This is a genomic window from Flavobacterium anseongense, assembly GCF_021608185.1.
GTDB classification, from domain to species: domain Bacteria; phylum Bacteroidota; class Bacteroidia; order Flavobacteriales; family Flavobacteriaceae; genus Flavobacterium; species Flavobacterium anseongense.
The window spans coordinates 305,942-331,951 of the sequence record NZ_JAKIHN010000002.1 but is presented as its reverse complement, the minus strand read 5'-3'; the positions used below and the strand labels follow the sequence as shown (position 1 = coordinate 331,951).

Annotated in this window: 26 protein-coding genes; 8 read left to right on the top strand and 18 right to left on the bottom strand. The window is 35.3% G+C overall.

The features are described from left to right. Window positions 1-3 precede the first annotated feature (3 nt). The 4 genes from L1S35_RS04575 to recF are packed head-to-tail and all read right to left on the bottom strand — an operon-like array spanning window position 4 to window position 3,576. Window positions 4-1,071, bottom strand: coding sequence for a glycosyltransferase (locus tag L1S35_RS04575; RefSeq protein ID WP_236397069.1), 1,068 nt, complete (start codon window positions 1,069-1,071; stop codon window positions 4-6). A 7-nt stretch (window positions 1,072-1,078) separates the two neighbouring features. Then, complete coding sequence (locus L1S35_RS04570) at window positions 1,079-1,753, bottom strand: DUF2461 domain-containing protein (RefSeq protein ID WP_236397067.1); 675 nt, start codon at window positions 1,751-1,753, stop codon at window positions 1,079-1,081. A 1-nt stretch (window position 1,754) separates the two neighbouring features. Beyond that, window positions 1,755-2,456 carry a rhodanese-like domain-containing protein gene (locus L1S35_RS04565; RefSeq protein ID WP_236397066.1) on the bottom strand — a complete coding sequence of 234 codons (702 nt, stop codon included), beginning with the start codon at window positions 2,454-2,456 and terminating at the stop codon, window positions 1,755-1,757. A 40-nt stretch (window positions 2,457-2,496) separates the two neighbouring features. After that, window positions 2,497-3,576: a DNA replication/repair protein RecF gene (gene recF / locus L1S35_RS04560; RefSeq protein WP_236397063.1), complete on the bottom strand. Its 1,080-nt coding sequence runs from the start codon at window positions 3,574-3,576 to the stop codon at window positions 2,497-2,499. Between the two features lie 123 nt (window positions 3,577-3,699). Between recF and L1S35_RS04555 the strand changes: the two genes are divergently transcribed. The 6 genes from L1S35_RS04555 (at window position 3,700) to L1S35_RS04530 (ending at window position 9,890) form a co-directional block, all read left to right on the top strand. Beyond that, window positions 3,700-4,488 (top strand): tetratricopeptide repeat protein, encoded by a 789-nt coding sequence (locus tag L1S35_RS04555; RefSeq protein WP_236397061.1) that lies wholly within the window; start codon window positions 3,700-3,702, stop codon window positions 4,486-4,488. Window positions 4,489-4,561: 73 nt separating this feature from the next. Further along, window positions 4,562-5,056 carry a 6,7-dimethyl-8-ribityllumazine synthase gene (gene ribH / locus L1S35_RS04550; protein WP_236397059.1) on the top strand — a complete coding sequence of 165 codons (495 nt, stop codon included), beginning with the start codon at window positions 4,562-4,564 and terminating at the stop codon, window positions 5,054-5,056. 159 nt (window positions 5,057-5,215) lie between these two features. Further along, a complete protein-coding gene (mutL, locus tag L1S35_RS04545) occupies window positions 5,216-7,066 on the top strand; it encodes a DNA mismatch repair endonuclease MutL (RefSeq protein WP_236397057.1) in 1,851 nt (616 codons plus the stop codon). After that, window positions 7,063-7,875 carry a rhomboid family intramembrane serine protease gene (locus L1S35_RS04540; RefSeq protein WP_236397055.1) on the top strand — a complete coding sequence of 271 codons (813 nt, stop codon included), beginning with the start codon at window positions 7,063-7,065 and terminating at the stop codon, window positions 7,873-7,875. Before mutL ends, L1S35_RS04540 begins: the two co-directional genes overlap by 4 nt. Window positions 7,876-7,878: 3 nt before the next feature. Further along, on the top strand, window positions 7,879-8,745 hold the full coding sequence (locus L1S35_RS04535) for a rhomboid family protein (protein ID WP_236397052.1): 867 nt from the start codon (window positions 7,879-7,881) through the stop codon (window positions 8,743-8,745). Window positions 8,746-8,840: 95 nt separating this feature from the next. After that, window positions 8,841-9,890, top strand: a complete 1,050-nt coding sequence (locus L1S35_RS04530) for an endonuclease/exonuclease/phosphatase family protein (RefSeq protein WP_236397050.1) — start codon at window positions 8,841-8,843, stop codon at window positions 9,888-9,890. On the opposite strand, the gene L1S35_RS04525 is transcribed toward L1S35_RS04530, so the two are convergent. From L1S35_RS04525 to L1S35_RS04465, 13 genes are all read right to left on the bottom strand, one after another. Beyond that, the gene (locus L1S35_RS04525) at window positions 9,891-10,505 is read right to left on the bottom strand and encodes a WbqC family protein (RefSeq protein ID WP_236397048.1); all 615 of its coding nucleotides are present in this window, start codon (window positions 10,503-10,505) and stop codon (window positions 9,891-9,893) included. It abuts the gene before it with no gap. Between the two features lie 53 nt (window positions 10,506-10,558). Continuing rightward, on the bottom strand, window positions 10,559-12,112 hold the full coding sequence (gene lepB, locus L1S35_RS04520; protein ID WP_236397046.1) for a signal peptidase I: 1,554 nt from the start codon (window positions 12,110-12,112) through the stop codon (window positions 10,559-10,561). Between the two features lie 76 nt (window positions 12,113-12,188). Next, window positions 12,189-12,896 (bottom strand): 4-hydroxy-tetrahydrodipicolinate reductase, encoded by a 708-nt coding sequence (dapB, locus tag L1S35_RS04515; RefSeq protein WP_236397044.1) that lies wholly within the window; start codon window positions 12,894-12,896, stop codon window positions 12,189-12,191. Next, window positions 12,897-13,454, bottom strand: a complete 558-nt coding sequence (locus tag L1S35_RS04510) for a DUF5683 domain-containing protein (protein WP_236397042.1) — start codon at window positions 13,452-13,454, stop codon at window positions 12,897-12,899. Then, a complete protein-coding gene (locus tag L1S35_RS04505; RefSeq protein ID WP_236397040.1) occupies window positions 13,454-14,353 on the bottom strand; it encodes a ParB/RepB/Spo0J family partition protein in 900 nt (299 codons plus the stop codon). Before L1S35_RS04505 ends, L1S35_RS04510 begins: the two co-directional genes overlap by 1 nt. A gap of 3 nt (window positions 14,354-14,356) precedes the next feature. Further along, a complete protein-coding gene (locus L1S35_RS04500) occupies window positions 14,357-15,124 on the bottom strand; it encodes a ParA family protein (RefSeq protein ID WP_236397038.1) in 768 nt (255 codons plus the stop codon). Window positions 15,125-15,304: 180 nt separating this feature from the next. Then, the gene (locus L1S35_RS04495) at window positions 15,305-16,186 is read right to left on the bottom strand and encodes an SDR family oxidoreductase (RefSeq protein ID WP_236397037.1); all 882 of its coding nucleotides are present in this window, start codon (window positions 16,184-16,186) and stop codon (window positions 15,305-15,307) included. Window positions 16,187-16,296: 110 nt separating this feature from the next. Then, on the bottom strand, window positions 16,297-17,220 hold the full coding sequence (locus L1S35_RS04490; RefSeq protein WP_236397034.1) for a T9SS type A sorting domain-containing protein: 924 nt from the start codon (window positions 17,218-17,220) through the stop codon (window positions 16,297-16,299). Window positions 17,221-17,375: 155 nt separating this feature from the next. Beyond that, window positions 17,376-18,986: a tetratricopeptide repeat protein gene (locus L1S35_RS04485; protein WP_236397033.1), complete on the bottom strand. Its 1,611-nt coding sequence runs from the start codon at window positions 18,984-18,986 to the stop codon at window positions 17,376-17,378. 70 nt (window positions 18,987-19,056) lie between these two features. Then, window positions 19,057-20,184: a methionine aminotransferase gene (locus tag L1S35_RS04480; protein WP_236397031.1), complete on the bottom strand. Its 1,128-nt coding sequence runs from the start codon at window positions 20,182-20,184 to the stop codon at window positions 19,057-19,059. A 78-nt stretch (window positions 20,185-20,262) separates the two neighbouring features. Further along, on the bottom strand, window positions 20,263-20,766 hold the full coding sequence (locus L1S35_RS04475; protein ID WP_236397029.1) for a YybH family protein: 504 nt from the start codon (window positions 20,764-20,766) through the stop codon (window positions 20,263-20,265). Window positions 20,767-20,866: 100 nt separating this feature from the next. Then, window positions 20,867-21,373 carry a YybH family protein gene (locus L1S35_RS04470; RefSeq protein WP_236397027.1) on the bottom strand — a complete coding sequence of 169 codons (507 nt, stop codon included), beginning with the start codon at window positions 21,371-21,373 and terminating at the stop codon, window positions 20,867-20,869. A gap of 122 nt (window positions 21,374-21,495) precedes the next feature. Beyond that, window positions 21,496-21,954, bottom strand: coding sequence for an SRPBCC family protein (locus tag L1S35_RS04465; RefSeq protein ID WP_236397025.1), 459 nt, complete (start codon window positions 21,952-21,954; stop codon window positions 21,496-21,498). A 143-nt stretch (window positions 21,955-22,097) separates the two neighbouring features. On the opposite strand from L1S35_RS04465, the gene pyrR reads away from it, so the two are divergent. Then, complete coding sequence (gene pyrR / locus L1S35_RS04460) at window positions 22,098-22,631, top strand: bifunctional pyr operon transcriptional regulator/uracil phosphoribosyltransferase PyrR (RefSeq protein WP_236397023.1); 534 nt, start codon at window positions 22,098-22,100, stop codon at window positions 22,629-22,631. A gap of 109 nt (window positions 22,632-22,740) precedes the next feature. Further along, entirely contained in the window at window positions 22,741-23,670 is a 930-nt protein-coding gene (locus tag L1S35_RS04455; RefSeq protein ID WP_236397022.1) for an aspartate carbamoyltransferase catalytic subunit, read from the top strand. Between the two features lie 31 nt (window positions 23,671-23,701). On the opposite strand, the gene L1S35_RS04450 is transcribed toward L1S35_RS04455, so the two are convergent. Beyond that, the gene (locus tag L1S35_RS04450; RefSeq protein WP_236397019.1) at window positions 23,702-25,909 is read right to left on the bottom strand and encodes a DUF349 domain-containing protein; all 2,208 of its coding nucleotides are present in this window, start codon (window positions 25,907-25,909) and stop codon (window positions 23,702-23,704) included. Window positions 25,910-26,010 lie beyond the last annotated feature (101 nt).

The window sequence follows — 26,010 nt, the reverse complement described above, 5'->3', positions numbered from 1 at the left end:
AAGCTATAGAGTAGTTGACTTATTATTAATTAAACCGTGATATGTTAACGCAATTTTTTTCATATTTACTTTGTAGTCGGCATTTTCTTCTACAAATTTTCGATTTTGGGATATCGCTTTTTTTGTAAAGTCACTATTGTTAAATGCCCACTCCAATTCTTGGGCTAAATTAAACTCATTTTCGATACTAACAAGTATTCCGTTAACTTTTTGTTGTATCCAGCTTCTATTTCCGGGTAAATCACTTACAATTGGAAAGCAACCGCAAGCCATAGCTTCAAAAAGCGAGGCAGAAACCCCTTCAGTTATCGGTGTGCTGATATAAAAATTAGCTTGTTGTAAAAACTTTGGGATATCATTATTGTTAATTCTTCCCATAAAATCTACTTCATTTTCTATTTTCAATTCTTTTGCCAAAGTTTTTAATTTTTTTAATTCTGTTCCGTCACCAATAATGGTCAATTTAAAAGGAATGTCATGTTGTTTGATAATTGAAAATGCTTTCAAAATCAAATCATGTCTGTATTCGGGTTCTAAAGTACGAGTCACTACTGCATTTATCATTTTATTATCTGAAGCATCATAAAACTGAAAGAAATCCAAATTAATTCCTTTAGGCATAATCATTACTTTGTTCATATCAACATTACTTTTCCTCATATGTTCTGCCATCGAATTTCCCCAGGCATGAATTAAATCAGCTTTTTCGAAAGCATAATTTTGCAATCGCTTTTTAAAAATATATAAAGGAGAATTATCAGGCCATAAATCGGTAATGCCCTGTTGCGCAATTGCTATTGGTCTCAAACCTGAAGTCGCTGCCAAATAGCCATAACTCGTCGTTCGTTCTGCAATTACCATATCGGGATTGAATTTTTTGACGATGCTTCTTATAGTCAGAATCGCTTTGGCTAATTCGAAAAGCCTTTTAATTCTGTTGACACCGTTACTACTAGTGTGAAGTTCCCATGTTACGATTTCAAAGTCGCCAAATTCCTTTAGACCGTTCATCCAGGTAATAGCATCAGCGCGATAGGTTTCACCAAGAAATAAAATTCTTTTTTTTGACATAAATGATTTATTCTTCTGTTTCTAACGCACGGCTTAAAAAGTCATTCAATGGTTTTAAAACAATTAATTTTTCGGCTATGATTTTACTGAAATTTGGGTCTGAAAATAATTTGTCATCAATTTTTTCGGAAGCAGTAAAGCTTTTTAATTTTAAAAATTCAATTGCCGGATGATTTGGCTCGAAATCTTTAGGTGCTTTTTTTAGTGTATTATTTTCATCACGAGTCATCGCGCCAAATTCTGATTTGAATTTTTTATCATTGACGATTGCTTCCAAATCTTCGTTAAAAAAAGCAATCTCTTTTCTGATTTGCCTTAGTTCATTTGGTTCGGGACACCAACAGCCACCTGCGATAAAGGAATTTCCTTTTTCGAAATGAATGTAATAGCCTGGAGCATTTTTTCTGTTTTTATTTTGTGACATCCAAACGCCGATATTGGTTTTGTAAGGCGATTTGTCTTTAGAAAAACGAATATCACGATTGATTCTGAACGTACAGTTTTTTACTTCCAATGGTTCTAATGATTTGTCCAAAGGTTTTAGTGCTGTCAATATAGCCGCGATATAATTATGATAATCTTTCTTGTAGTTGTCATACCTTTTTTTGTTGGCATGCATCCAGTCTGTATTGTTATTGGCAACTAAATCTTCAAGGAATTGAATAGCTTCTTTGGTTATCATATTACAAATGCTTTTTTAAATCTTCTTCCGAAATAAATCCAACGTTTCGCCAAACTTCTTTCCCTTTTTCATATACGATTATCGTTGGCAAACTGTCTAATTTCATTTGTTCTATGATAGTTTTGTTTTCATCGGCATCCAATTGTACAATCTTAATCCTGTTCTTCATTTCAGTTTGAAACTTCAAAATATAGGGATTCATTTTTTTACAAGGTGCGCACCATTTGGCATTAAAATCAATCATTACTCTGTCGCTAGACTTTATTAATTCACCGTATTCCTGATCACACATTCCAATGATTCTGCTGCTTGGTTGTGTATCGGCATTACCTTGTGCTTTCCATTTCATGATGCCGCCATCAAGATTGTAGATTTCTTTGAAACCTAACTCGGCTAATTTATCGGCTGCTTTTTCACTTCTTCCACCAATTTTGCAATACACAAAAATGGGTTTGGATTTGTCATAAGTCGAAGCAGTAGTAACAAAATTATCATCATTCCAATTCACATTTTTAGCATCGCCGATATGTCCAGTGCTATATTCTTCCGGAGTTCTAACATCTAACAATTGTGGATTTTCATTTGCTTTTAGTTTTTCGGCAAAAGATTTTGCATCAATTGTATGAATGGCTTTGGATTCTTGTCCGTGGCAACTTATAAAAAGAAAACTCAATAATAAAAAGGAAATGAATTTTGATTGCATGTTCTAAAAATTTTACACAAAATTACAAATTTGAGCAATACTAAAGATTAAAAATTTTATAAGTCTGATGTGTTGTTTTTACTATGTTTTCGGTGCGTTCAGCATGTGTGTCCGAAATAAATAATTGACCGAATTCTTCGTTATTTACCATTTCTATTATTTTGCTTACGCGAAATTCATCAAGCTTATCAAAGATATCGTCAAACAGTAAAATAGGTTTTTCGCCGCTTTGTTTTTTGACAAAATCAAACTGAGCCAATTTCAATGCGATGAGAAATGATTTTTGCTGCCCTTGAGAACCAAACTTTTTAATCGGATGATTATCAATTTCAAATGACAAATCGTCTTTGTGAACGCCAACCGAAGTATAGTGCAAAGCTCTGTCTTTATTGATGTTTTCTTCCAATAAAGTCAAAGTATCTTTTTCAAACAAATCACTTTGATAAACCAATTGAACCGTTTCAGCCGAGTTGGTAATGTCACGATGATAGTTATTAAAAATCGGAATAAAATCGGCTAAAAACTTCTTTCGCTTCTCAAAAATAAACTGCCCAAGGGTGTTAAGCTGTTCATTATATATTGACAAAGTATCGGTTTCAAAAACATGATTCAGCGCAAAATATTTCAGCAAAGCATTGCGCTGACTGATGATTTTTTGGTATTGAATTAGCTGTTGTAAATAGGAACTGTCCAATTGCGAAATAACAGTATCAATAAATTTTCTGCGGGTTTCGCTGCCTTCAATAATCAAATCGCTATCGGCAGGCGAAATAATAACCAACGGAATAAAACCAATATGATCGGAGAATTTTTCATAGACTTTACCGTTTCGTTTGAGGATTTTTTTTTGTCCTTTTTTCAGACTGCATAAAATCTGCTCAGTTCTTTCATTTTTTTCGAATTCGCCATCAACCACAAAAAAGTCTTCTCCGTGTTTTATATTTTGCACCGCTAGCGGATTGAAATAACTTTTTCCGTTTGCCAAATGATAAACAGCATCAAGAATATTGGTTTTTCCAATGCCGTTTTTACCCACGAAACAATTGATTTTGGTATCTAATTCGAAGGCGATTTCCGAAAAATTTTTGTAATTGAGTAATGAAATTCGCTTTAAAAACAATTTAGTTTTTGTTTAAAATTAATGCTCTAAACTTAAGAGGTGCAAATTATTCAAAAATATCCATAAAAATAGCTTTTAAATATGAATTAATTTTTATTTTTGCGCACACTAAATTAAAAATAAATGGCAACTTTTAACAAAAGAGGATATAAAGCACCAAAAGAAAAAGCAGAGAAATTAGACAATAACTATATTGAAGATGTAAATGTTGATGAAAAAGACAGCGCAACAGCAAAAGCATTTGATACTTTAGATCAATCGGCTTCGAGAGCTGAAGATTTTGTAGCCAAAAACCAAAAATATATTTTAGGATTTCTTACGGTCGTAGCCTTAGCTACTGTATCTTATTTATTATATCAAAAATTTATTGCTGAACCAAGTCAGGAAGAAGCGGCTAACGAATTATTTGTAGCACAACAAAACTTCCAAAAAGCAGTTGATGCTACCGGAACAAAATCGGACTCTTTATATAATTTAGTTTTAAAAGGTTCTGAAGGAAAATTTGGAGTAGTACAAATTGCTGACGAATATTCAGGGACAGATGCCGGGAATTTAGCAAATTACTACGCTGGAATTTCGTATTTGAATACTAAAAAATATGCTGAGGCGATTACTAGTTTAGAGAAATTCAAATCGGATGATATTATGTTAAGCACCATCGCCATTGGAGCAATAGGTGATGCTTATGCACAACAAAACAAGCAAAAAGAGGCTTTAGAGTATTATATCAAAGCGGCTGATGCTAACAAAAACGAATTAACAAGACCAAGATATTTATTGAAAGCTGGTAAAACGGCATTGGTTTTAGGAAATAAAGCTGATGCTTTAAAATATTTCAATGATATCAAAGATAATTACGATACAGCTCCTGAATCACAAGCTGTTGACGCTTTAATTGGTTTAGCACAATAATTCAAAGAAAAAAGTTAGAAAAAGGATTAAGGATTGTATCTTTAATCCTTTTTTATTTTTAAAAATAAATTTTATGGCAACCGCAAATAAGAATTTATCCAATTATGATAAAAATAACCTTCCAAACGCGAAGGACTTTCGGTTTGGGATTGTAGTTTCAGAATGGAACGATCATATCACAAATGGTTTATATAAAGGGGCAGAAGCTGCCTTATTAGATTGTGGCGCCCAACCTGAAAATATTATCCGTTGGAATGTTCCGGGAAGTTTTGAACTTGTTTATGGTGCACAGCGAATGATTGTAACGCAGGAAGTTGATGTGGTGATTACCATTGGCTGCGTGATAAAAGGAGAAACGATGCATTTCGAATTTGTTTGTGAAGGTGTAACCCAAGGCATTAAAGATTTGAATGTGCAAACCGATGTTCCTGTTATCTTTTGTTTGTTGACCGATAACAACGAACAACAATCCATAGACAGAAGTGGTGGAAAGCACGGAAATAAAGGAACAGAAGCCGCGATAGCCGCGATAAAAATGGCTGAGTTAAGAAGGAAAACAAGTTTATAATATTTCTTTTTCAATATAAAATAGAAGCCTATTCCGTTGTGAATAGGTTTTTTATTTTTAGCTAATTATTAAGTTTAAATCCCAATAGATTTTCATTAAATTTGCTAACTTCGGTTACCAAATTACTTAACAATTAAACATAACACTGAACCACAAAGAATGTCAAGCATAATTCAATTACTTCCCGATCATGTTGCCAACCAAATTGCCGCTGGCGAAGTGGTACAAAGACCGGCTTCTGTAGTTAAAGAATTATTGGAAAATGCTGTTGATGCCAAAGCAACCGACATAAAGCTTATCATTAAAGACGCCGGGAAATCACTGATTCAGGTTATTGATAACGGAGTTGGAATGAGTATCACCGATTCCCGTTTGTGTTTTGAGCGTCATGCTACATCCAAAATCCGTCATGCCGAAGATTTATTTTCTTTACACACCAAAGGGTTTCGTGGCGAAGCATTAGCTTCAATTGCTGCGATTGCTCATGTAGAAATGAAGACCAAGCAGGAACAGGATGAGTTAGGAACACACATAATCATAGAAGGCAGTAAGTTTGTTTCGCAGGAACCGGCAGTGTTGCCAAAAGGAACTTCATTTTCGGTTAAAAATTTATTTTTCAATATTCCGGCGCGACGCAATTTCTTAAAATCAGATACTGTTGAACAACGTTATATTGTTGATGAATTTCAACGTGTCGCGATGGCGCATCCGAATATTCATTTTACGATGTATCACAATGGCAGCGAAATGTTTAACCTGCCAATTTCGAATTTCAGACAAAGAATTGTCAATATTTTTTCGGGGAAAACCAATGAAAAATTAGTTCCCGCAAAAGAAGAAACCGAAATCGTAAACCTTCACGGTTTTATTGGCAAACCCGAATTTGCTAAGAAGAATAGAGGAGAGCAATTCTTTTTTGTCAACAACCGATTTATCAAAAGCGGTTATCTGCATCACGCTGTTATGGCAGCTTATGAGGGTTTATTAAAAGATGGTGCACAGCCGAGTTATTTTCTATATTTAGATGTGCCGCCACATTCGATAGATATCAACATTCATCCAACAAAAACCGAGATTAAATTTGATGATGAACATGCTTTGTATGCTATTTTGCGTTCGTCAATCAAGCACAGTTTGGGTCAATTTAATGTAGCTCCGGTTTTAGATTTTGATCGCGATCCAAATTTAGACACGCCTTATCAATATCAAAACAGAGAAGCCGAATATCCAACGATTCAGGTTGATCGTGCCTATAATCCATTTTCAGAGGAAAAGCCGAGCAAATCTTTTGCATCGTCTTCCAATTATAAAAAGCCTGAAGCGCAACCGAGTTGGGAAAGTTTATATGTAGGTTTAAAACAAGCCGGACAAGAGATAGCCGAAATGACTTTTGAAAACGATGCCGTTACTTCTTCGTTATTTGAAGAGAATGAAGTGGAGCAGGAAGTTAAGCGTACCTATCAAATTCAAAAGAAATATATTGTCAGCCCAATCAAATCAGGTATGGTTATTATCAATCAAAAGCGGGCGCACGAACGCGTTTTGTATGAATCCTTTTTGACCAGCATGACGGTGCATCAGGCATCGAGTCAGCAAATGTTATTTCCGTTGCAGTTGTATTATTCGTCTGCCGAAATCGAATTGATAGCCGAATTAAAATCCTCTTTGGAAAGCACCGGATTTGTTTTTGAAACGATTAACGAAGACAATGTGGTAATTTCGGGTTTGCCTGTCAATGTGACCGAAAGTGAAATTTCTATCGTTTTGGAAGAGTTATTGAGTGACCTGCAGGATGGAATTCCGGATAACAGTTTTAGTCAAAATGATACGATCGCGAAATCGATGGCAAAAAGTCTGGCAGTAAAAACCGGAACCTATTTAACCGAAAAAGAACAGGAAAATTTGGTGCACAATCTTTTTGCTTGTAAAGAGCCAAATGTTTCCCCATTTCAAAAACCAACATTCATCACGATGAGTGTCGAAGATTTAGATAAAAAATTCAGCGTATGATGCGAATGACCGATACTGTTAAGCAGTTACTGATTATAAATATTATATTTTTTATAGGGTCACAATTTGTAGCCAATGCTTATCCGGTGTTGTCTTTGTATTACCCTGAAAACCCAAATTTTAGAGTGTGGCAACCGTTGACCAGTATGTTTATGCATGCACCAATGCCCAATTTGATGCATATTGTTTTCAATATGTTCGCTTTGGTTTCTTTTGGAGCTGCTTTAGAGCATTTTTGGGGTGCTAAGAAATTCATTTTCTTCTATATTTCCTGCGGATTAGGTGCAGCAGCTTTGCATACAGCCGTAAATTATTTTCAAATTCAGTATGCTTTAGACCAACTTTCGAGTTTGAATTTTTCGGAAAGAGATATTCATATTCTTTTAAGTGCCGATTATAGCAGTGTTTTTGATGAAAAAGGACAAATGATAGCGAGCAAAGTAAAAACTATTTTAGAGAATGCGAATTGCACACAGGAACAGTTTAATGTTCTGGCATCGGCAGTTCAGGATTTTCAATCGACTTCACTCGGAGCCTCCGGAGCTATTTACGGATTACTAACGGCATTTGCTTTTATGTTTCCATCTGCAGAATTGGGGATTATGTTTATTCCAATTCCGATTAAAGCGAAATATTTTGTACCTGGAATAATTGCAATCGATTTGTTTTTAGGTTTCAGAGGAAGTTCTCTTTTTGGTGCCGGCGGAACCGGAATTGCCCATTTTGCACATGTTGGTGGAGCCATTACAGGTTTCCTAATGATGTGGTATTGGAAACGAAATCAGTTTAATAAAAACCGTTGGGATTAGACTATGAACAGTATTATTGATGATTTAAAGTTTCAGTATAAAATAGGCGGCATTGCCAATAAGATGATTTATTGGAATGTGGGTATTTTCCTTTTATCAATACTCTTGTTTTATCAATTCAAATCAGGCGGTTTTGATTATCCCAATTGGCTACAGCTTGTCTCAGAACCAACAGTGGTTTTACATTACCCATGGACTTTATTGACCTATGCTTTTCTGCATGGTGGTTTTTGGCATTTGTTTTTCAATATGATGGTTCTCAACTTTGCCAGTCGTTTGTTTCTGACTTTTTTTACGCAAAAGCAATATTTAGGATTATACCTCCTAAGTGCTGTTTTCTCAGGTTTATGTTTTGTTTTGAGTTATTATTTTTTGAATAAGATTTCACCAATGGTTGGAGCATCGGGAGCAATTATGGCGCTTTTGGTCGGAGCTACGACTTATCAGCCTCTGATGAATGTTCGATTGTTGTTACTTGGTAATGTAAAGCTTTGGCATATCACAGCCGTTCTTCTTTTATTGGATTTATTGCAAATTCAACTGGATAACACCGGCGGTCATATTGCGCATCTGAGCGGAGCTTTTTTTGGTTATATTTACATCAGACTGTTACAAAACGGAACCGATTTGAGTCGGATTGTAAATGCTGTAATTGATTTTTTTGCTAATTTATTTGGCCCCAAAAAAGCAACTCCTTTTAAAAAAGTGCATGTTAACCCCAAAAAACCTGCCGTTAAAAGAGAGAGTAAAATTGTTGTCAAAGACAAAACACAACAACAATTAGACGAAATTTTAGATAAAATCAGCCAATCAGGTTATGATAGCCTGACAGTCGAAGAGAAAGAGTTTCTGTTTAAAGCAGGGAAATAAGTGTTCAGTATTCAGTTTTTAGTGTTCAGTTTTCAAAGTTTATATTTTCATAAACCTTTTAAACTTAATAAACCTAATAAACCTTAAAATTATAAATGAAAAAACTTTCGTGGTTTAATAAAGTAGTATTTGCATTCAATATAGTTGTTACTGTATTGACTTTTGTTGCTTATGTTTTACCATTTCTGGCACCAAAAATGTTTCCGCTGCTTTCGGTTTTAACCTTGATTCTGCCATTGTTTCTAATTTTAAATGCCTTGTTTTTTATTTATTGGCTGTTGCAATTAAAACGGCAGGTTATCCTTTCCGGATTGGTATTGCTCCTCGGAATTACATTCATTAATAAATTCTATAAATTTTCTTCCCACAATAGTGACAAAGAAGAAAAGGATTTTACGGTAATGAGTTATAATGTTCGCTTGTTTAACTTGTTTGACTGGATTGATAATGATAATGTTGGCAATACTATTTTGAGTTTTATTAATGAACAAAACCCTGATATTTTGTGTATTCAGGAATATTCGGAAAATGCTAAAGTTGACTTACGGGTTTATAAGTACAAAGCCATTTTTATGGAAGGCAAAAAAATCAAAACAGGACAAGCAATTTTTTCTAAATTTCCAATTTTTAATCAGGGCGATTTTAAAATTCCAACGGCGGGAAACAATATTATTTATGCCGATATTAAAAGGGGACAAGATACGATTAGAGTGTATAATATTCATTTGCAATCCATCAAAATTTCTCCTGATGTGAATGAGATTTCAGAACACGTTGATGCTATTAATAAAAGCAAATCTCAGCAGCTTTTTAGCAGAATTCGGGATGCCTTTAAAAAGCAGGAACAGCAGGCCGAGATTTTAGTAAAGCACAAAAGCGAGTGTAATTATCCTGTTATTATTTGTGGCGATATGAATAATAGTCCTTTTTCGTATGTATATCGCAATATAAAATCCGATTTAAATGATTGCTTTGAAGAAGCCGGAAATGGTTTTGGGCAAACTTATAAATTCAAATATTATCCTGCCCGAATTGACTATATTTTTGCCAGTAAAAAGATGAAAGTCAAAAGTTTTACTACATTTACCAAGTTTGAAAAATCCGATCACTTTCCGATAATGACGAGGCTTTCTTTTATTGAATAATTAAAGTTGTTGCTTCTTCAAATAATCTAACGCATATCTTCCTTCGTTGAAAAGCAAATCCAAAATAGAAAGATTATTTAAATAACCGTGTTTATCTCCGAAAACCTGAGTGTACGATTCAAAAACAGCAGTGTCTTTTTTGCCGTTGATTAGATTTCTGAAATCGGTTTTGTCATTTACTTCGTGGAAATATTCAGTAGTTTCATCATAATCAAATTCCAAACGGAGACATTTAGAAACAATAGACATCGTTTCCAAATTTAAATCCATTAAAAAGGTATGTTTCTTTTGAAAAATAGGAGCAATATCATCTTCAAAATACTCAAAGAAAGGTGAGGTTCTATAAGCAGCTTCCAGCGATTTGAAGTGTTGCTTTTGCCAATCAAAATCATTCTCAATTTTGACTTCCTTAATGCGTTGATGTCTTTCTTTGTTATGCTTAACCGGAACATTTAACAGTTGGATTCCGTTTGGACTGTAAACGTACATTCGGTTTCTGTTGGTTTGCTTCTGAAAATTATCTTCCATTTCAAACGTTACAATATCCGCTTTTGCAATCGCCACAAAATGACTGATTGAAGGGAAATAGCTTGGATGGATGATAAGGTTGTTCATGGTTTATGGTTTGTTGTTTATGGTTAAAACTATAAACCATAAACTATAAACATTTAAACGTTTTTCGCTTTTCTTTTCTTCCAGAAATAATCACCCACAAAATACAAGGCTAACAAACCAAGAAAATATTTGAAATAAGATTGTGGTTGTCCATCGCCACCAACGGTTGTGAATAATCTTTCCCAACGAATTTTGTTAAGACCTTTTCCGTTGCTGTCCCAACTCATCCATATAAAAACAGGTTTTCCGACAATATGATCTTCGGGAACATAACCCCAATAACGGCTGTCTTCAGAGTTGTGACGGTTGTCTCCCATCATCCAATAGTAGTTTTGTTGGAACGTATAGCTTGTTACTTTTTTGTCATCTATATAAATATCATCGCCAACCACTTTTAAATCGTGTTTTTCGTAAACGGTAATTAATCTTTTATAGAAAGGAAGCGTTTTGAGATTTAATGCTACAGTTTTTCCTGCCTCCGGAATGTATATCGGACCAAAATTGTCTCCATTCCAATTTGGATTGTGTGTAAAAATATTTGGTTCACCTTCTTTAGCAACTATTTGCGTAACCGATTTAATTCCGGGAACACTTTTCAGAGTCGCAGCACCGGTTTTGGTTAATGCTCTTAAATATAAAGTATCTCTGGTTTCGCTTTTAAAACCTGCACCATCAGTAGAACCAACTTGATTTAATAAATACTCAAAATCAAGATCCGAATTATTCATGTCATAAGTTACTGCATAAGAATACTGAGGCTTGGCTCTTTCCGGTAAGATCAATTCTTTACCATTGATATAAACGGTTCCGTTTTTTATTTGCAACGAATCGCCAGGTGTGCCTTGGCAACGCTTTACATAGTTTGATTTTTTGTCAACAGGTTTTGCAATACTTCTTCCTGAAGTGTCAAAGAATTTATAAACGGTATCTGCCGGCCAGTTGAAAACAACAATGTCATTTTTTTCTATTTTTTCAAAACCCGGAAATCTGAAGTAAGGCAATTGTGGCCAGCTTAAATATGATTTTGTTCTTATCAAAGGCAATGTGTCGTGAACCATTGGCGCAGCTACAGCTGTCATTGGAGTTCTGGCACCATAATGAAATTTACTCACAAAAAGGAAATCACCAATGAGCAATGATTTCTCCAAAGAAGATGTCGGAATCGTATAGGGCTGCATCACGTAAGTATGTACCAAAGTTGCCACAACCACCGCAAAAATTAAAGAGCTAATTGTATCACCGGTTTTGGTAGGAGCAACCAAACTTCTATCAGTAATATATTTAACATCCTGTGTGTAATTGATGTAATAAATATAAAGTCCACAAGTTAGAACAGCTAACCAAGTATCAGCTGTTGTGTTTTTTCCAAAGCTTCTCAAGGTTTCTACCCAAACGACAGGAAACATTATCAGGTTGATAATCGGAATGAATAGGAGTAATGTCCACCAGGTTGGTCTGTTGATGATTTTCATCAAAACAATGGAATTATATACAGGGATAAAAGCTTCCCAAGATTTTCTTCCTGCTTTTTCGTATAATTTCCAGGTTCCCAAACCATGAATGATTTGAACTAAAAGGAAAAATATAAACCAATGGAATAGAGACATGATGTTAAGTTTAAAAGTTTACGAGGTATAAGTTCACTTATTTTGAGATTTGTTACAATTTGGAATTTGTCTTTTGTTATTTGGAGTTTAAATCAAGTACGTCTTTCATAGAGAAAATACCTTTTTTTCCAATTATCCATTCGGAAGCAATTACGGCACCAAGTGCGAAACCTTCGCGGTTGTGAGCGACATGCTTTATTTCGATAAAATCAACATCAGAACTGTAAAAAACACTGTGTGTTCCCGGAACATCATCGATTCGTTTTACATCGATAAAGACTTCATCTTCTTTTGGGTTTTCGATACTCCAATTATTTTTATCCGTGTGATTGATGACAGCGTTTGCCAATGAAATTGCAGTTCCGCTTGGTTTATCTAGTTTGTGAATGTGATGAATTTCTTCCATTGAAACCTTGTAATCCTTAAACTTAGCCATCATCTTTGCCAGATAATCATTGAGTTCAAAGAATAAATTTACGCCCAAACTAAAATTGGAACCATAAAGAAAAGCTGCGTTTTTTTCGTTGCAAAGTCTTTCTATTTGATGGTAATTTTCGAGCCAACCTGTTGTTCCTGAGATTACAGGAACTCCAAGGTTAATAGCAGTAGAAATATTTTCGACGGCAACATTTGGCGCACTAAAATCGATAGCAACATCGGCTTTTTCTAAACCGTCAAAAGTATTGAACTCTTCTTTTTTCAAGACAATTTCGTGACCTCTTTCCAAAGCAATTCTTTCGATTACTTTGCCCATTTTGCCATATCCTAATAATGCTATTTTCATTTAGAATTTATAATTAAAGCTTAAACCTAAATTGGGTTTAAAGTTGATTTCGTTTGGATAAACTTCAGGTTGAAAAGACAATTTATCGTTTACGTTAAACTGTATTAAATGCGCATCGACATTGGCATCTACAATATTTAAAACATAAAGGCCAACAGAAATCAACAACGATAAATCTCTGTTTCGCTGGTAAAAACGTTGGGCTTGCACCAATCGACTATTGTCAAGATATTGGAATTCGTCATCGTTAAAACCCAATAATCTTCGTTTGTAAGCATCACGAACTTTATGGTATTTTTTATTGTTGTCGATATAAAAATAAAGACTACTTCCGATTGCACCATATACTATTGGAATTTTCCAGTATTTTTTATTGTAAGCTTGTCCTAAACCAGGCAAAATGGCAGAATAAAAAGCCGCTTTTGTAGGTCGAAGCGGATCAATTTCTCTTAATTTCACTGAATCTTTTGCTTTTAAAGCTTCGCCAATTTGCTGTGAAAAGGCAGATTGATTTCCAAATAGAAAAAGGAATGCAACTATGTAGAAGATCTTATTCACTAAACTTTTATTAGTTTGATAATGCGGTTAAAATCTTCTTCAGAGTGAAACGGAATCGTAATTTTTCCTTTCCCGTTTCCGGTCACTTTTACATCTATTTTTGAACCAAAGAAATTTATGAATGCTTTTTTCTGGTCGTCGTCAACTTTAAATGAAGCTACTTTTTTAGCTTTAGCTACTGTTGGTTTGATGCTGTCCTGATAGTTTTTTACCAGTGCTTCCGTCTCACGAACCGAAAGATTCTGACTTACAATCTTTTGATAAATATCAGTTTGAACGTCCTGATCTTCGATGTTGATAATTGCGCGACCATGTCCCATACTTATAAATCCATCGCGAATTCCGGTTTGGATAATTGGGTCTAACTTTAACAAACGCAAGTAGTTAGCGATTGTAGAACGTTTTTTTCCAACGCGCTCACTCATTTGCTCTTGTGTCAATTGAATTTCATCAATCAATCTTTGATACGAAAGTGCAATCTCGATTGGATCTAAATCGTGACGCTGAATATTTTCTACCAAAGCCATTAACAACGATTCATTGTCATTAGCAATTCGGATGTAAGCCGGAACTGTAGTCAAACCTACTATTTTGGAAGCACGTAAACGACGTTCACCCGAAATCAATTGGTATTTGTTGAAGTCTAATTTCCGAACAGTAATTGGTTGGATTAATCCCAATTCTTTGATAGAAGCGGCTAATTCCTGAAGTGAATCTTCATTGAAATTACTTCTCGGTTGAAATGGATTTATGGTAATTGATTCAATATCTAACTCGATGATATTACCCACCAATTTGTCAGCATTTTTATCCCCAATCGATTTTATATCATTTTCAGGATCTTTCAGTAAAGCTGATAATCCTCTTCCTAATGCTTGTTTTTTTATAGCTTTTGCCATGGCTTAATTGCTGTTTTTCTTGATAATTTCCTGTGCCAAACTTAGATAATTCGTGGCGCCTCTGCTGGTAGCATCAAAGTTAATAATACTTTCGCCGAAACTTGGTGCTTCACTTAATTTTACATTTCGTTGAATAATTGTTTTGAAAACCATATCGCTAAAATGTTTTTGTACTTCTTCAACTACTTGATTTGACAATCGCAAACGGGAATCAAACATGGTTAATAAAAGTCCTTCGATATCTAAATTGGCGTTGTGTATTTTTTGAACACTTTTTATCGTGTTTAACAATTTTCCTAAACCTTCTAAGGCAAAATATTCACACTGAATTGGAATCACAACACTATCGGCAGCAGTTAAGGCATTTAATGTTAATAAGCCTAATGATGGTGCGCAGTCAATTAAGATATAATCATACTCGTCTTTTACACTTTCTAATGCTTGCTTTAGCATGTATTCACGGTTTTCTTTGTCAACCAATTCAATTTCAATGGCAACCAAATCGATATGTGCCGGAATTACCGAAACATTCGGAGCGCTGCACGAAATAATTGCTTCTTTTGGCGTATTACTGTGTTCCAGAATTTGATAAGTACCAATAGCAACATTTTCCACATCAATGCCCAAACCTGAACTGGCGTTGGCTTGTGGATCGGCGTCAATCAGTAACACTTTTTTTTCTAAAACTCCCAGTGATGCTGCAAGATTTACAGAAGTTGTTGTTTTTCCAACACCACCTTTTTGATTGGCAATAGCAATGATTTTACCCATTTAATTTTTAAAAATTTAGAGCCGTAAAAATACAATTATTTATGGCTTTGCCAACGGAATTTTGTTAACATTCTTGTAAAGTTATTAGGAGCTCTTTCCCGCTTTCCGCGCTACATGGTAGCTTGCTGCAATCGGGGCTAGGGCAGAAGCAGTTATCTTGAAATTTGTGCATTGAAAAGACTACTTATTTCCTTTATTCTTTATCATCATCTCCAACATATCCCACATTTCCTGTGGAATTTTTTCCAAAATATTGAATTGTCCCGCGCCTTGTAACCATTCGCCACCATCAATCGTTACGACTTCGCCATTGATATACGCAGAGAAATCAGAAACTAAATAGGCAGCTAAATTGGCTAATTCCTGATGGTCTCCAACGCGTTTCAATGGAACTTTCTTAGCCATATCAAATTTTTCTGCTAAATCGCCAGGCAATAATCTGTCCCAGGCGCCTTTTGTTGGAAATGGTCCGGGAGCAATAGCGTTCATTCGGATGCCATATTTTGCCCATTCAACAGCCAAACTCCTGGTCATTGCTAAAACTCCGGCTTTTGCAGTAGCACTTGGCACCACATAACCCGAACCTGTCCAGGCATAAGTTGTTACGATATTCAGAACATTGCAGTTGGTCTGTTTTTCGGCAATCCAATGTTTCCCAAAAGCGAGTGTGCAGTTTTTAGAACCTTTTAAAACGATGTCAATAATCGTATCAAATGCGTTGGCAGAAAGTCTTTCGGTAGGAGAGATGAAGTTTCCCGCTGCATTGTTGAGCAATACGTCAACTTTGCCAAAAGCTTCTAATGTCTGAGCAAGCATGCCTTCTACTTGGTCATAATGACGCACATCGCACTGAATAGGCAGGCATTTTCCACCGGTTTCTTTTTCTAATTCGGCTGCTGTGGTTTTTAGTTTTTCTAAATCGCGTGAAGAAATGGCAACTTTGGCACCTAATTCTAAAAAGTATTTGGTCATGGCTTTGCCTAAACCGCTTCCTCCACCTGTTACAACTATTACTTTATCGGATAAGGCATTGTCGCGAAGCATTTTTGCTGAGAAATTCATAAGGTTTAATTTTCAGTAAATATAGATAAAACCTTTGAAAAAAATATGCCGAATTGTAGCATTCACTAACAATTCGGCATAAGCAATTAACTTATTTAACAACCAATTTTTTATTTTTTGATGAACTTTTTAGTACTGTTTTTGGTTTCATCCTGAATGTTTAAGAAATATATTCCGGCACTTAGGTCGCTAACATCCATTGTATAAACATAATTTGAGTTCTGATTCACCGTATTTTGCTTTATAATTTTGCCTTCGGAATTAATTATTTTATACGAAACCGATTCAGAGAAACCATTTGGAACAATGTTTAATTCATTGTCAGCCAGCGTTGGATAAACTTTAGCGCCTTGCGAATGTTCATCAACTATCAGAGCACTAAAATTTACAACTACATTGTCAACAAGTAAACGAGTTCCAAAAGTTGGTGTGGAACCTGCTTTAGCCATATTGAATGAAATATACATAAATGCCGGTGTTCCGGCCTGAGTAACAGCTATAGGCGTATAAACATAAGTGTAGGTGTTGTGTACTCCACTAATATCAAGCGATGCTTTTCCTAATTCATTTCCGTTAGCGTCAACTACTTGTAGTGTTGCTTCCGCAACATCATTGCCAACAGGTAGAAATTTGTAATCAAATCCGAGTAAAATTATAGAACTGTTTGGGTCAACCGGTATTCCCGGATTCCATCCCGGACTGTCTTCTTCAGAATTTTCGAATAATGTTGCCATTCCCGGAATGACAACATTTTGAGTAAGATTAAAAGCGTTAGAAACTTCCATGGCATATTGCCCGCTTTTGGATTCGAATGAAGCATAAACCATCGATGGAAAACACCAGGTAAACTGAATTTGGTCGCCAATCGGATTTCCGTTTTCATCGAAACCGAATTGTTGCAGGAAATTCATTCCCCAATTACTTGGCAGAAAATTGGGTTTTACATTTTCAAAGTTGCCATTCACAACTTGTGCTTGAGAGCAAAAAGGGGCAATTAAAAGTGCCAGACTTAAAATAAAATAGTTCTTTTTCATAGCAATATTTATTTTGATTAATAGAAAGAAATTTTTGGAAATTCTTTTCACAGCAATTTTCCAATTCAAAGATATTTTTAAATTTCTGTGCAAACTAAAATAGTAGGTTGACAATAGGTAAACATCGTGAAAAAGCGCGTTATTATTGACTTTATTTACACAGAAAGAATAAAATCGGTAAGATTTTCTTCAGTATTTAACTGCAGTTTTTTGCGTAGACGATGGCGTGCGGTTTTTACGCTGTCGGGAGAAATGTTTAGGATGGAAGCCATTTCCTTAATCGATAAATTCAATTTGATTAGGGCGCAAATTTTTAAATCATTGGAACTGATATCAGGATACTTTTGTTTTAAACGTGTGTAGAAATTCTTGTTGACGCTTTCAAAATAATTGTCAAAATCTTTCCAGTTGTTGTCCTGAATCGTGTATTTGCTAACCAGTTTTTTAATATCTTTTTCAGATGTTGGCTCTTTTCTGTTGAGAATGGTTTTTATTTCATCTAACAATTCGTTTTTTTCGAGCATTTGAATGGTAACTGCACTCAACTGACTTTCCTTAAATTCAATATCGTTCTGGAATTGCTGTTCTTTGAGTTGTTTTTGCTCTTCCATCAGATTTACCAATTCTTCTTTGGTTTTGAGTAATTGTTTGTCGCGTTTGTTAATTCGTTTCAGGAAGAAATACAAAATGGAAAAGACAACAATCAATACACCTAAAAGTGTTATCAAAAGATAGTTGGTTAGTTTGGAAACTTCTTTTTCTGCAGAGATTAATTTGAGCTTTCTGTTTTTCTCAGAAACATCAAATTGCACTTCTAAACTTTTGACAATCTGTTCTCTTTCGAAAGAGTAAAAACTGTCTTTGATAGCAATGACTTCATCTTGCAACTGACTTACTTCCATGAAATTTCCTTCTTTCCTTTTCAGTTCAATTAACGCTTCTATTGTTTTGATTTCAAATGTTTTATCTGAAAGCAATAAAGAAATTACTCTGGCTTTGTTGAAAAGAGATTCAGCCTGAAGGTAATTATCATCAAAATCAATATACCATTTTCCAATGGCAACATAAGCATTAACTTGGGCTTGCTTATTTTCAGAAGTTATGGCAAGAGTCAGTGCTTTTTTATAATAATCTAAACTGATTTCTTTCTGTTTTTTGGCTGAAGCGATTTCCCCTAATTTGCAATACGAAGTTGGGAGATAGGCAATGTTATTTCCTTTTTCAAATTCTTTTAATGCCAAAATATAATTCTTTTCGGCTTCGGCTTTTTCACCTTTCAAATCATACAAAAAACCTAAACTAGTATAAGCCAATCCCAATGTTCCTGAAGTATCGTTTTTGCCTTTAAGTTCGGCAACAACTTCACTGCTTAAGCGCATGGCTTCGTCATATTTTTTTTGACGAACATAAATGGTGCTGATAAGTTGCAGGCATTTATAGCGGCCAATCAACGCTTTTTCGGGATTTATTTTCTCCAGAAGCTTGTATTCATTAAGCGATTTAGTTACAAACTGCAAGCCTTTTTCCAAACTTGCGCCATAGGAACAAATTCCTAAATAGAGCAAGGATTCTGCATTGTCGGCGGTATTTTTATCCTTCTTAGCTTTTTCATGAGCTTCCCAAAAATAGCGAAAGGCTTTATTCTCGTTATCTTTTACCAATGCTGCCCATCCTTTTTGCAACAACGGATTTTCAGATGGCGAGGCATAGCCACTTAGCGAAAGCAATACAGTCAGTAAAAGGAAAAATGTTCGGATGAAATTCATAATCCAAAATTAGATTTTTTTATTGGCAATTCTAAAATTAGAGGTGTACAATGAGTAAACAGTCATTTATTTATAATTTCATCAGGCGTTCTGCGGCTTGGATAAGTGTTGCATCATCTTTAGCAAAGCAAAAACGAATGCATTTAGTATCTTTTTCATTGGCATAGAAAATAGAAATCGGAATGGTTGCCACACCAAATTCGGTTACCAGTCGCTTGGTAAACGTCAAATCATCTTCGTTTGAAATGTTGGCATACGAAGCAACCTGGAAATAAGTTCCTTCGCAAGGTAAGAGTTGGAGTTTGGTTTCTTTCAATAGATTGCGGAAGAAATCTCTTTTTTGTTGATAGAAATTCCCCAAACTATACACATCAACAATTTCTAAATATTCTGAAATCGCGATCTGCGAAATGCTATTCACACTAAAAACCAGGAACTGATGTACTTTTTTGATTTCTCTCATCAAATGTTCCGGCGCAATGACGTAGCCAATTTTCCAGCCGGTAATATGAAATGATTTTCCAAAAGAAGAAACGGTGATGCTGCGATTCCACAATTTTGGACGATGGTGTATTGAAATGTGAGGTTGTTCAAAAGTGATATATTCATAAACTTCATCCGAAAGAACTATTAGGTTAGGGAAGGAGTCAAGCAGTTTTTCCAATTGAAAAAAATCGCTTTCCATCCATGTTTTTCCAGTTGGATTATGCGGATTATTTATGATGATGAGTTTAGTTTTTTCGCTTGTCGAAGCACTTATTGTTTCCCAATTGGGAGTGAAATCTTCGTTGAGGGAAATGCGAATTGGTTTGGCATTGCTCAATAAAATTGGTGCTTCGTAGCAATCATAACTTGGGTCAAGAATAATAACTTCATCTTTTGCATTGACTAAAGCCTGAATTGTGGCAAATATTCCTTCGGTTGCGCCGGCAGTGATTAGGATTTCATCTTTTGGATTAACCGTTCTGTGATAGGATTGTTGGGTAAGCTTTGCAACTTTTTCTAAAAGTGACGGAAAGCCACTCATTGGAGTATACTGATGTACGTTTTGAGTTGCCAACTTAGCGACTATATCCGTTAATTGTTTATCTACAGGAAAGTTTGGAAAGCCTTGTGAGAGATTAATGGCATTGTGTTCGGTTGCCATTTGTGTCATGACAGAAAAGATGCTCGTGCCAATATGCGGAAGTTTGGACATATATTATATTTTGGATTTTAAAAATACAAAAAAAGCACCTCCAATTGGAAGTGCTTCTCAAAATAAACTGTGGTAGAATTATTTTTTTTCTTCTTTAGGCATATCTGACGCGCCCATATCGCGAATGCAGATATATTTGCCATCTCTTTTTTCAAACAGCGCCATGTAATTTCCACTTGCTTTTGCTGTTCCAGTTGAATCAACTAATTTGTAACTACCTAATTCTACTACTTGGTTACCATCACTTGAAGGAAAAACTTCGTTAGCCGTGTAGGAGATTTTGTTGCCTTTTCCCATACTTTTTGCTTGGTCAGCCAACTTGGCATCAACCGCTTTTTTACCTTTAAGCGGTGCGGCATTCTGATCATAGCTAATAACATCATCAGAGTAATAGACAATTTTTTCCGGTGTTCCGGCGTTCATGGCATCAGCAAATGCGGATTCCATCGTTTGCAATTCGGCTTTGATAGCTTCTTTGTCTACAACTGGTGCTGCAGCAGCTTCTTCTTTTTTTGGTTGACAGGCAATAACTACCGCTGTAATTACAGCTAATGCAATCCCTTTTAACATCTTGTTTTTCATAAATCGGTTGATTAAAAATTAATAAAATTTTAGGTTAACAAGATTTAGGGCTGATAAGTCAGTAAAAAAGCACTTCATAATTGAAGTGCTTTTTATAATTTTATTTTGTATCTTTTTTAGGCATATCTGAAGCTCCCATGTCTCTAATACAAACATATTTGCCATCTTTTTTAACAAAAAGACTCATATAGTTTCCGGTAAATTTAACAGCTCCTTTGCCATCTACTACTTTATAGCTTCCAATTTCTACAACTTGTTCGCCATCATTAGAAGGGAATATTTCATTTACAGAGAAAGAAATTACATCTCCTTCGGGAAAACTTGCCAAGTCTTCTTTTATTGATTTGTCAATGGCAAACTTACCAACCAAGGGTGGTCTGTTTTGGGAGAAACTGGTAGCATTTTCATCATAATATTCTTCAGAAGCAGCACTTCTCATATTGTACATGTCTGCCATTACGGTTTCCATAGCAACGATTTCGGCTTTGATTTTTTCTTTATCAACTGCAGGTGCAGCATCTTTTGGTTCTTCTTTTTTAGGTTGACAGGCAATAGCGAATGCTATCATAACGCCCAAAGCAATACTTTTAAGTACTTTGTTTTTCATAAATTGATTTGTTTAAGCTATTAATACTACAGGTAACATCTCAAGATTTAGGTATATAAAGATAATGATATTTTATATACTGTCAGATATTTATTCAGAAAAATAAAAATTCCTCAAAAAAATTAAGGTATTTTTGCTAATACTACTTCGAGCTTATCAAAGTTTTCTTCGTTTTTATCGACTACATACGGTCTTAGTTTGTTGCATTCTTCAACCGTATTAAAAAGCATTTTAAAAACAATTTTTGTGCTATTGTTTGACAGTTCTTCAAAGGTTGTTAAAATCTGAAACAATGGTTTTGAATGACGCTTCCAGGCGATGAGATTTGGTTTTTCTATTTTGATAAACTCACATTCGTTGGCATAATTTCCTTTATCGGGACCGTGCATGATGAAGCTCCATTTCCCGCCTACTCTAAAGTCGAATTCGTTAAACGTATTGGTAAACCCTTTTGGTCCCCACCAGTTTTTTAAATGATTGGGTTCTGACCAGGCTTTGAAAACAAGTTCTATTGGGAAGTTTACAGTTCGGGTGCTTACAATTTCGCTTTCGGGTGTGGTTTGGATTATTTCGGATGTCATTTATATGAATTAATCTGAGAGTTGATAATATTAATAAAATTAGCAAAAAAGGGTATAAAACATTTAACTATAAACTTAAAATTTATTCACCAGTTGACACACTCAATAAAAAATACTACTTTTACCACCCAAACAACACTATCATGAGTCAAAAAGTATTGCTCACTTCCAAAGAAGTCAATATCATACTCCATCGTTTGGCTTGTCAGTTAATCGAAAATCACCTCGATTTTTCCAACTCAGTACTTATAGGCATTCAACCTCGAGGCGTTTCACTGGCAGAACGATTGAAGACCATTTTAGAGACCGAATACAATATCAAAAATATATCGCTTGGCTTTTTAGACATCACTTTTTTTCGCGATGATTTCCGTCGTGGCGAAAAACAATTAGAGGCCAATAAAACACAAATCGATTTCCTGGTAGAAGATAAAAAAGTAGTCTTTATTGACGATGTGCTTTTTACAGGAAGAAGCATTCGAGCTGCGTTGACCGCTATACAGTCTTTCGGAAGACCATCAGAGATAGAGTTATTAGTATTAATAGACAGACGATTTAGTCGTCACTTACCAATACAACCCGATTATCGCGGCCGTCAGGTAGATGTGATTAACGATGAAAAAGTAAAAGTCTGCTGGAAAGAAAAGGATGGGGAAGATGCGGTTTATTTGAGTTAAGTCAAGAGGGAAAAGGGATAAGGGATAAGAAGAAAGAAAAAGATAATAGAGAAAAGCCCTTCGACAGGCTCAGGGTGACACAATAACATACAACACAACATACAACAAAATGTCCGAACTATCAGTCAACCATTTATTAGGGATAAAATATCTGAATAAGCAGGATATCGATTTGATATTTGATACAGCTGACCATTTCAAGGAAGTCATTAATCGGCCAATCAAAAAAGTGCCTTCGCTGCGTGACATTACCATTGCCAACATTTTTTTCGAAAACAGTACACGAACCAAACTCTCTTTCGAATTAGCTCAAAAAAGATTATCTGCCGATGTGATTAGTTTTTCAACAGCACAATCTTCCGTAAAAAAAGGAGAAACGCTGATTGACACAGTGAACAATATTCTTTCGATGAAAGTCGATATGGTGGTTATGCGACATGCAAATCCGGGTGCGGCTTACTTCTTATCACAAAATGTAAAAGCCAGTATCATCAACGCAGGAGACGGAGCACATGAACATCCAACACAAGCTTTATTGGATAGTTATTCTATCAAAGAGCGATTAGGAGAAGTAGGAGGAAAGAAGGTGGTCATCGTAGGTGATATATTGCATTCGCGAGTAGCATTGTCAAACATCTATGCTTTACAAATGCAAGGTGCCGAAGTTAAAGTTTGTGGGCCAAAAACCTTGATTCCAAAACACATTGAAAGTCTTGGTGTAACGGTCGAGCCAAACTTGCGAAAAGCACTCGAGTGGTGCGATGTAGCAAATATGCTTCGCGTGCAGAATGAAAGAATGGATGTGAATTACTTTCCTTCAACAAGAGAATATGCCCAACAATATGGCGTTGACAAGCAACTTTTAGATTCTTTATCAAAAGAAATCGTAATCATGCATCCGGGACCAATAAATAGAGGTGTTGAAATCACTTCAGATGTCGCCGACTCTAAGCAATCCGTCATATTAGACCAAGTCGAAAATGGTGTGGCAATACGAATGGCAGTAATTTATCTTTTGGCTTCTAAAATACAACCATAAAAAAATCCTCTCAAAACGAGAGGATTTTTATTTATTCTGATTTGATACTTCTAAGTTGTTTTAGCTTTTCTTTCCAAGTAGCTAATTCTTCTTTTTGTTTCTCAATATTGTTCATTACTTCTTTTACTAATGGATTATCTTTTTTAGCATTGGCAAAAAACTGAATATTATTCTCCAATTGGAAAAGATTGCTTTGAACTTCTTCAATCTTGCGCATGATGAATACTTTTTCATTATCCAATTTTCTGGTGTTTTCTGCACCTGAAAGATTGTCTAAACGATTTGCATAACGCGCCATTTCGTTGTCTTTTTTGCTTGAGCTCAATTTTTCGAACAAAGCATCTAAGATTTTATTGAATTTACCTTCGATATGTCTGCGTGCAAAAGGAACTTTTCCAAAGCTTTTCCATGTTTCGATATGTGCCTTGATAGCATCCAAATCGGCTTTGTGTTCGCCAATAAGTTCAAATGATTTTATGGTTTCTAAATAAGCTTTTTTCTTTTCGAATGCTTCTATTTCTTCGGCATTGGCTTCAGATTTTTGCTCTTTTAACTTTTCGAAATATTCGTTACAAGCACCTCTGAATTCAGCCCAAAGTTTATCCGAAAATTTTCTTGGCACATGACCAATCGTTTTCCATTCTTCCTGAATTTGTTTGAATAGTGGTGTAGTGGCAGCAAAATCTGTATTGTCTTTTAATTCGATTGCTTTGGCAACTAAAGCTTGTTTTTTAGAAAGGTTATCGTTTTGGTCTTTCTTAATGTCTTTGTAGAATGAGTTTTTCAAAACGTTGAAACTTCTTACTGCATTTTTAAATTCGGTCCAAGTTTGGTCAGTAACTTCAGCCGGAACTTTTCCTGCGCCGAAGAACTGATTGCGCAAGGCTTCTACTTTTTCGATTTGACCTAACCAAGCCGCATGAGAGTTTACTTTCTCTTGTGCTAAAACTTCGATTTGGGCAATGATTTCTTTTTTCTTCTCCAGATTTGCCTTTTCAACTTCACGAAGTTTTTCAAATAAACCTTCGCGTTTGTCGTGCATTTGTTTGGTTAATTCACTGAATTTATTCCAAATTTCTTCACGATTTTCTCTTGAAACCGGACCAATATCTTCTTTCCAGATTCGGTGTAAATCCTGTAATTCACGGAAAGCTTTGTTGATATCTTCTTCTTTTACCAATTCTTCAACACGCTCAATGATTTTAAGCTTTTGAACTAGATTGTGTTTGAAATCCAAATCGCGAATTTCTCTGTCTAAGTGAAGCACATCGTAGAAATTCTCTAAATGAAAGTGATAGTTATTCCAAACGTGATTGTATTTGTCTTTCGGAATTGGACCAGCCACTTTCCATCGGTCTCTGATATCGTTAAATTTCTTTAAAGTAACCGGAATGCTGTCTTGGCTGTGGATTAGGTTTTTCAATTCCTCTACAATCGCCAATCTATTTTCTAAATTTGCTTTTAGATTGTTTTGCAGGCTTTGGAAATGGCTATTTTTTTTGTCTCTGTATTGAGAATATAATTGGTCAAATTTTACTTTTAATGGGAAATGATAATGAAAATCTTCGGTTGTATCCGGATTTTCAGCATGAAATTCCTCTTTCTTTTCATCAATAAAATGATGGTATTTTGATAAGAATGATTTTTTTAGTTCTTCAACATGGTCTTTAACTGACATTAGTTTTTCGACAACAACTAACTCGCCTAATTCATCAACCAATTGCTCCATTGATAAAGCATCGTAATCGAGCATTGGAATATCATGACGGTCTTTTAATGTTTCGTCTTCGCTTTCTTCTGCGTTTACTTCTTCGATGGCATTGATTACCGATTGGCTGTCACTCTCGATTACCGGAGAGTCATCAGCAACTTGTTCGTCAGTCAATTCAACTGTCTCTTCTACTACTTCAGTTGTAGCTTTTGATTTAGCTTTCTTTACTTTAGGCTCAACAGTTTCTTCAACAAGTGCTTCTCTTTCGGCAGCAACTTCGAGTTCATCTTCTGTAAGGGCTTCGGTTAAAATGGCAGCTTTTAGATCAACCACTTCTTCAACGGCTTCTACATCAGCAACAGCTTGCTCCGTCGGTTCGCTAACGCTAGTTTCTTCTTCTGATATAGCTTCTGCTTCTTCTTGATTTTCAACAAGAATCTCTTGATTTTCAGCGATGGTCACTTCTTGAGATTCATCGGTTACGTTTCCATCTGCTTCAAGCAGGTTATCATTCTTTTCTTCTAACATTTTGAAAATGTTTTAAGGGTTACACATTTTGAGGGCGAAAGATACTAAAGAAGCACCGAAAATTCAAAGAAAATCAACGTTTTCTCGTTTAAAGGAATGCT